This window comes from Micromonospora globispora, from assembly GCF_003857015.1.
Lineage (GTDB): Bacteria > Actinomycetota > Actinomycetes > Mycobacteriales > Micromonosporaceae > Micromonospora > Micromonospora globispora.
The window spans coordinates 1-7,791 of sequence record NZ_QGGF01000759.1 but is presented as its reverse complement, the minus strand read 5'-3'; the positions used below and the strand labels follow the sequence as shown (position 1 = coordinate 7,791).

6 protein-coding genes and 2 pseudogenes are annotated in these 7,791 nt (G+C 73.9%); 2 read left to right on the top strand and 6 right to left on the bottom strand.

Features of this window, described 5'->3' with window-relative positions; genetic code table 11:
• Together DKL51_RS33455 and DKL51_RS33450 are read left to right on the top strand one after the other, a co-directional pair.
• On the top strand, positions 1–351 hold a 351-nt coding region (locus DKL51_RS33455; RefSeq protein WP_311768104.1), incomplete at its 5' end, for a PUA domain-containing protein.
• Between the two features lie 91 nt (positions 352–442).
• On the top strand, positions 443–1,684 hold the full coding sequence (locus DKL51_RS33450; protein ID WP_109947205.1) for a glutamate-5-semialdehyde dehydrogenase: 1,242 nt from the start codon (positions 443–445) through the stop codon (positions 1,682–1,684).
• A 247-nt stretch (positions 1,685–1,931) separates the two neighbouring features.
• Here the strand turns inward: DKL51_RS33450 and DKL51_RS33445 are convergent.
• From DKL51_RS33445 to DKL51_RS33420, 6 genes and pseudogenes are all read right to left on the bottom strand, one after another.
• A pseudogene (locus DKL51_RS33445) lies at positions 1,932–2,801 on the bottom strand (prenyltransferase/squalene oxidase repeat-containing protein); the annotation flags it as partial.
• A gap of 70 nt (positions 2,802–2,871) precedes the next feature.
• Positions 2,872–4,092 (bottom strand): adenylyltransferase/sulfurtransferase MoeZ, encoded by a 1,221-nt coding sequence (gene moeZ / locus DKL51_RS33440; protein WP_185735008.1) that lies wholly within the window; start codon positions 4,090–4,092, stop codon positions 2,872–2,874.
• Between the two features lie 70 nt (positions 4,093–4,162).
• A complete protein-coding gene (locus DKL51_RS33435; protein WP_243422680.1) occupies positions 4,163–5,074 on the bottom strand; it encodes a DUF3152 domain-containing protein in 912 nt (303 codons plus the stop codon).
• An 86-nt stretch (positions 5,075–5,160) separates the two neighbouring features.
• Positions 5,161–6,051, bottom strand: a complete 891-nt coding sequence (locus DKL51_RS33430) for a DUF3152 domain-containing protein (protein ID WP_109947206.1) — start codon at positions 6,049–6,051, stop codon at positions 5,161–5,163.
• A 5-nt stretch (positions 6,052–6,056) separates the two neighbouring features.
• Positions 6,057–7,031, bottom strand: coding sequence for an alpha/beta fold hydrolase (locus DKL51_RS33425; protein ID WP_109947207.1), 975 nt, complete (start codon positions 7,029–7,031; stop codon positions 6,057–6,059).
• 44 nt (positions 7,032–7,075) lie between these two features.
• A pseudogene (locus tag DKL51_RS33420) lies at positions 7,076–7,791 on the bottom strand (hypothetical protein); the annotation flags it as partial.

Genomic DNA, 7,791 nt, shown 5'->3' with positions numbered 1-7,791 from the left:
ACGCTCTTCCACCCCGAGCGGCAGCGCCCGGCCGCCCGGCTGTTCTGGCTGGCCCACGCCACCACCCCGCGCGGCCGGCTGCACCTGGACGCCGGGGCGGTGCAGGCCGTGGTGGGCCGGCGCAAGTCGCTGCTCCCCGCCGGCATCACCGCCGTGGACGGCGCGTTCACCGCCGGCGACCCGGTGGACCTGGTGGACACCGAGGGCGCGCCGGTCGCCCGTGGGCTGGTCAACTACGACGCGGTGGAGCTGCCCGGGCTGCTCGGCCGCTCCACCACCGAACTCGCCGCGGCGCTCGGCCCGGCGTACGAACGGGAGGTCGTTCATCGCGACGACCTCGTACTGCTGTGAGGAGTGCACACATGAGCGAGCGTCAGCGAGCGAATCATCGGTTCAGCGCGGTGGTGCCTCATGGCGGCACGGAGCGCAGCGGAGTGCCGGCATGAGCGTCGTCGAGCAGGCCCGGCGGGCCCGGGACGCGGCGGAGGCCCTCGCCGTCGCCACCCGTACGGTCAAGGACGCCGCGCTGGTCGCGATGGCCGACGCGCTGGTGGCGCGTACCCCGGAGATCCTGGCCGCGAACGCCACGGACCTGGCGGCGGGGCGGGAGGCCGGGCTGACCGCGGCCGTGCTGGACCGGCTGGCCCTCGACGCGGGCCGGGTGGCCGGCATCGCGGACGCGCTGCGGCAGATGGAGGCGCTGCCCGACCCGGTCGGCGAGGTGGTCCGCGGCTCGACCCTGCCGAACGGCCTGGAGCTGCGGCAGGTCCGGGTGCCGTTCGGGGTGGTCGGCATCATCTACGAGGCCCGCCCCAACGTCACTGTGGACGCGGCCGGCATCTGCCTGAAGTCCGGCAACGCGGCGCTGCTGCGCGGCTCCTCGTCCGCGGCGCACTCCAACGCGGCACTGGTCGCGGTGCTCCGGGACGCGGTGGCCTCGGCCGGGCTGCCGGCGGACGCGGTGCAGCTGCTCGACGCCACCTCCCGGGATTCGGTCAAGGAGCTGATGCGCGCCCGCGGCCTGGTCGACGTGCTCATCCCGCGCGGCGGGGCGTCGCTGATCCGGACGGTGGTCGAGGAGTCGACCGTGCCGGTGATCGAGACCGGCGTCGGCAACTGCCACGTCTACGTGGACGCGGCCGCCGACGTGGCCAAGGCGGTGGCAATCACGCTGAACGCCAAGACCCAGCGCCTCTCCACCTGCAACACCGCCGAATCGCTGCTGGTCCACGCGGACGTCGCGGACGCCTTCCTGCCGGCGATGCTGACCGCCTTCGCCGACGCCGGGGTCACCGTGCACGGCGACGCCCGGGTGGCCGGCTACTCACCCGCCGTCGTCCCCGCCACCGACGAGGACTTCGCCACCGAGTACCTCTCCGCCGACATCTCCGTCGCCGTCGTCGACTCACTCGACGCGGCGGTCGCGCACATCCGCCGGTACGGCACCGGCCACACCGAGGCGATCGTCACCGACTCGCAGCGCGCCGCCCGCGAGTTCGTGGCCCGGGTCGACGCGGCGGCGGTGATGGTGAACGCCTCCACCCGGTTCACGGACGGCGGCGAGTTCGGCTTCGGCGCGGAGATCGGCATCTCCACCCAGAAGCTGCACGCCCGCGGCCCGATGGGCCTGCCCGAGCTGACCAGCACCAAGTACGTGGTCACCGGGGACGGCCACCTGCGCTGAGCCGCGCGGGTGGTCTGGGCGCCGCTCAGGCGGTGGGCGCGGCCCGCTCGGGCGGCGCGGATTCCGGCGGGGGGGTCGGCCCGTCGGGCTTCGGCCGCGGGAGTGGCACGACCGGTGGTACGAGCGGAGGCACCACCTCCGACGCGGGCGCCGGGCGTGGTGACGGCACCACGGGTGGCGACGGCAGCGCGGCCGGCTGCGGCGGCACGAACGACGTCCCGGAGCCGGGGGCCTCGGGTGTCGTCCGCCGGCAGGCCCGGATCGCCCGCAGCGTGGTGTGCACGTCGAACTGGGGGCCGTCGTCGCTGTCCCAGCCACCGTCGCTGCGTTGCGTCTCGGCGAGCCGTCGGCGGGCCGCGACCAGGAGCCACTGCTCCTCGCCCACGTCGACGTGGCGCAGCGTCGCGGCCAGCCACGCGACGTCGTCGGGGGACATGTCCGGGATGCGCTCGGCCAGCACGGCCTGGATCCGCGCCGACTCGTAGTACATCTGCTGGGCGTGCAGCACCGCCGCGCTCAGCCAGCCGGCGGGGAGGAAGGACGGCCAGCTGCCGTCCGGCCGGAGCCCGCCGGCGAGCGCCTGCGCGGCGCCGTGCAGGACGCCGGCGTAGGCGCCACCGACGCGGTGGTCCAGCGGGCCGGCGGCGCGGGCGTCCAGCCCCCCGACGGTGAGCCAGAACGCGACGTTGGCGGTGAGGTAGTAACGGGCCTCCGGGTCGCCGGGGGTGGCCCACTCCGGGGCGAACCCGGCCAGCGCCGGGTCCTCGTCCCAGCCGCCGTCGGGCAGCTGCCGCGCGGCCAGCCAGTCCAGGGCGTGCCGGGCCGCCGGTCGGCCGAGCCCGCCGAGGTCGTCCAGCTCGGACAGGCGGAAGCAGGTCGCGTCGACCGACGCCACCTCCGATCCCAGGGTGGCCGGCCACCCGCCGCCCGGCGCCTGCCCGGCCTCGGCCGCGTCGAGCAGTTCGACCGGCACCGGAGCACCGGTGCGCAGCCGGGAGAGACGGGCGCGGTCCACCGCGTCCCCATGAGCCACGACGAAGCCGATCGCAGCGTCCAAATCCACCACGGCGGACACGCTACCTGCGCAAACCTTGTTACGCCTCGGTAGCTCGGCCAGGGGTGGCCGGGCCCACCGGGCGGTATGCGAAAGGCCCGTCCGATGCCGGACGGGCCTTTTGCGCGACGACTCAGTACGCGGGCAGCGACGGGTCGATCTGCTTGATCCAGGAGAGCACGCCGCCCTGGACGTGCACCGCGTCCCGGAACCCGGCCGCCTTGAGCGCGGCGAGCGCCTCGGCGGAGCGGACACCGGACTTGCAGTGCAGCACGATCTGCTTGTCCTGCGGGAGCTTGGCGAGCGCCTCGCCGGAGATGATCTCGCCCTTGGGGATCAGGGTCGCGCCGGGGATGCGGACGATCTCGTACTCGGCCGGCTCGCGGACGTCGACCAGGAAGATGTCCTTGCCGGCGTCCTGCCACTCCTTGAGCTCCAGCGCGGTGATGGTTGCCTCGACCACCGCCTCCTGGGCCTCCTCGGAGACCGCACCGCAGAAGTCCTCGTAGTCCTCCAGCAGCTCAGTCACGGTCGGGTTCTCGCCGCAGAGCACGCAGTTCGGGTCCTTGCGAACCTTGATCTTGCGGTAGCTCATCTCCAGGGCGTCGTAGACCATCAGCCGGCCGACCAGCGGCTCGCCGATGCCGGCGAGCAGCTTGATGGCCTCGTTGACCTGGATCGACCCGATCGAGGCGCAGAGCACGCCGAGGACGCCGCCCTCGGCGCAGGACGGCACCATGCCGGGCGGCGGGGGCTCCGGGTAGAGGCAGCGGTAGCACGGGCCGTGCTCGGCCCAGAACACCGACGCCTGGCCGTCGAAGCGGTAGATCGACCCCCACACGTACGGCTTGCCGAGCAGCACGGCCGCGTCGTTGACCATGTAGCGGGTGGCGAAGTTGTCGGTGCCGTCGACGATCAGGTCGTACCGGGAGAAGATCTCCTTGACGTTGTCCCGGTCCAGCGCGGTGTTGTGGATCTCCACGTTGACCAGCGGGTTGATCTCGCGGATCGAGGCCGCGGCCGATTCGGCCTTGGAACGGCCGACGTCGGAGACGCCGTGGATGATCTGCCGCTGGAGGTTGGACTCGTCGACGGTGTCGAAGTCGATGATGCCGAGCGTGCCGACGCCGGCGGCGGCGAGGTACAGCAGGGCCGGTGAGCCGAGACCGCCGGCGCCGACGCAGAGCACCCGGGCGTTCTTCAGCCGCTTCTGCCCCTCGACCCCGACGTCCGGGATGATCAGGTGGCGCGAGTAGCGACGGATCTCGTCAACGGTCAGCTCGGCGGCGGGCTCGACGAGCGGGGGCAACGACACGGTGGACTCCCCGGGATCGGCGGTGGTGAACCGCGCCATTGTTGCTCGGGAAAGCCGACCCCGGCCATGATGAGGGACACGTCGTCCGACATGCGGGAGCGGGAATAACTCAGACGCCGTCGACGGGCGCGCCCTCGTATCGGGCGCCGTCGACGTACGGCCAGGCGTTGGCGACACACCCGTCGAGCCCGTACGTCTGCTGCTGCATCACCGGCGCCGGCGCCCCCGGCCGCGGGCAGGCCTGGTGCCCCTCGCCCAGTTCATGTCCCACCTCGTGGTTGATGACGTACGTCCGGTAGGTCTCCAGCGGCGCCCCGTAGTTCGGGACCGCCTCCATCCACCGGGCCAGGTTGACGATCACCTGACCGGGCAGCCGGCAGGAGGTGTACCGCTCCGTGGTCAGCCCGCCCTCGGCGCACATGCGCTCGGAGGTCGCCGGGCTGGCCAGGTAGATGGTGAAGTCGGCGGCCGCCGCCACGGCCACCCGCTGCAGCCGCAGCTGGCCGGAGGCGATCCAGCTCCGCGGGTCGCCGAGCACTCCGTCCACGGTGGCGGCGAAGTCGTCGACGTCCTGCCCGGTCCCCTGCTCGACGGCGACCCGGTAACGACGCAGCGGACCGCCGGATCCGCGTACCGGGGAGTCGCCGTCGGCGGCCGCGAAGCCGCCGGAACCCTCGGTCGGATAGCCGCTGGGCTCCACCCGCACGCCGGCGCCGCCCAGCCCGTTGGCCAGGCGGGTATCGCCGGCCGTCGACGACGGCTGGTCCGCGGGCCGGTGGACCAGCTCCGTCACGCCGACCGCCGTCCCACCGACGGCGAGCAGGAGGACCAGGAGCAGGACGGCCCGGCGGCGGCGCCGACGCATCCGCCGCAGGCTGGGCCGGACCGCACCGGGTCGGGCCGGCGGGTGACCGGAGCCCTGCACCGGCGGAGGCTCAAAGTCGAGGCCGGCCGGGCAGCCGGGGCGGGCGGGCACCTCGCCGGGCTCGGCAGGCGGGTCGTAAGGGGACGACGACGTCATGACCCCAGCGTGCCACGCAATTCGGGCGCTAAGCCGTCTTTACCGCCAATACCCCGAATGTGCCTCATCTTCGCGCATTAGGGTGATCACACCAGCGGTCCGGTGTACCGCTTCCCATCCAGGTACACCCACGGGTTCGGCGTGCACCCGTCCAGGAAGAGGGTCTGCTGCTGCATCACCGGGGCCGGGCGGCCCACCCCCGGGCAGCGCTCGTGGTGGTGCCCCAACTGGTGGCCGACCTCATGATTGATCACGTAGAGCCGGTAGGTGTCCAGCGGCAACCGGGCGCGGACCAGGTGCGGCACCGACTTGCGCCAGCGGTCCAGGTTGATGACCACCTTGCCCGCGACCCGGCAGGACGTGTACGGACGGCCACCCACCCGGATGTTGATGCCGCCGTTCAGGCACAGCCGGCCGGCCGTGTTCGCCGTGGCCAGGTAGATCGTGAAGTCGTACCGGGAGCCGGGGGCGACCCGCTGCAACCGCAACTGCCCACCGTCCACCCAGCTCCCCGGGCCGGCGAGCGCCTTCTGCACGGCGTCGCCGAAGGCGTGCACGTCCTCGCCCGAACCGTTCTCCACCGCCACCCGGAACCGGCGCAGCACACCCGCCCGGCCCAGCACCTCACCCTGCCGGTCGTCGTACCCGAAGCTGCCGCGACCGGCGCTCGGCACCGGCCCGGGCAGGCTCAGCACCGGTGCGGGACGCGTCGGCGGCGGCGCGACGGTCGGCGACGCCGACGGCGTCGGAGGCGCGGTCGTCGGCGGGATGGTCACCGGCCCGTCGGCCAACCGTTCAGCGACCAACTCCCCGGCGCTGGCGTAGGGGCGCTGCACCGCCACCGCGACGCCCACCCCGGTGGCGACCACGAACGCGAGCACCACGACCGCCGGTCGCCACCGGCCTGCCGTGGAGCGACCGGTCGAGGCCGGGACGGGCCGCACGGCACCGCGGCGCGGACGGCGGGAAGTGGACATCCGGCTCAGCCTGCCATGTCGCGGCGTCGCCCGCTCTCCTCCGTTTCGGCGAGCAGCCCCACCACCGCCCGCGCCACCGTGCGGGGCACCTCCAACTGCGCCACGTGCCCGACCCCGTCGAGCATCAACAGGCGACTGTCCGGGATCACCCGGGCGGTCTGCGGCGCCACCCGGACGTCGACCAACCGGTCTGCCCGCCCGCCGACGACCAGCGTGGGCGCCCGCACCGACGCGGCCAGCCGCCACAGCGAGCCCGACCCCGGCAGGTACGACCGCAGGAAGCTGGAGACCAGGCCGCGGAAGGTGCGGACGTACGCGGCCGCGTAGTGCGTGGCCTCGTAACGGATGCGGATCTCCTCGATCGCCTCCTGCCGGCGCTGCTCGCTGATCCGGGTCAGGTCGGCGATGCACGCCTCCATCACCTGCTGGGCCATCACCTCGGGGGCCAGTTTCGCCAGCCGCCAGGCGGCCAGCCGCTCGCCTCGGGGGATCGCCAGCACCGGCAGCATCCGGCCCTGCAACGACCGGCGGAAATCCAGGAAGGGCAGCGCCGGGGAGACCAGGGTCAGCGTCCGCACCAGGTCCGGTCGCAACGCCGCCACCTGCACCGAGATCGCGCCGCCGAGGGAGTTGCCGAACAGGTGCACCGGCCCCCGATCGCTGTGCTCGATCCAGCGGACCACCCGCTCCGCGAAGGCCGGGATGGTGTAGCGCCGGCCCGGCTCGCTGCGGCCGAAGCCGGGCAGGTCGATGGCCTGGCCGTCGAGCCGGTCGGCGAGCAGACCGGCCAGGTCGGTCCAGTTCTGCGACGAACCGCCGAGGCCGTGCACGTAAAGCGCCGGCTCCGCGCCGGGCGCGGTGGCCGGGGTGTCCCGGACGTAGGTCTTCGTGCCGTCGAGCAGCACCTCACGGCCGGGCCAGGGCGGGGGTACGTGGTGCGCGGGCAGCAGGTGGTCCGGCCAGAGGGTGGCGGGCTTCATGCCTCCAGTTTTCCCGTCCCGCGCCCGGCCGACACCGTGTCCGGTCAAGCCAGCAGCGCCTCGAGTCGACGGTTCACCGCGGCCAGGGTCGCCCGGACCACCGCCTGCCGCGGGTCGCCGGCCACCAGCGCGGAACCGGCGAGCTGTTCCACCCAGCCGTCGCACACCAGCAGCACCACCACGGTGGCGACCTCGCAGTTGCCGAACGGCACCACGGCGGCGTGCTCCACGAAGCAGCGACCGCGATCCGACGACTGGACGGCACCGCGCAGCAGCTCGTCCACCGCCGCCGCGGCGGCCACCGCGCAGAGCCGGAGCACGTACCCGTCGACGGCCGGTCCGGTCGAGTGACCCACCGCCGTCTCGCCGCCGGCGATCAGGCGAACCTCCACCGTGGCGTCCAGCCCGAACGTGCTGACCTGAACGTGGTCGATCACCACCCGTGGGCCCGACGCGCCGTCGGTGTTCAGCGGTCGGGACGGCGCCGTCTCCGTGGTGGTCATCTGGCCACCGGAGTACGACGTCCCGACGGTTCCCGGGTTGGCGGTGGGCGTACCGGCCGGCGCGGCGGCCAGCGACTGCTCCTCGACCGCGGCCCGGCCCCGGTGGGTCGTCTGCCGGCGTCGCCGCGGCGGCTCGGTCTCGGTACGCAACCCGCCCCGGGACTCCGGGCGCTCGGCGCCGGGCACCTCGGCGAGCCGGCCGGCCTGCCCCTCCGACCGGCGGCCCTCGGCGGGGCGGCCCTCGCCGACACGCGGCT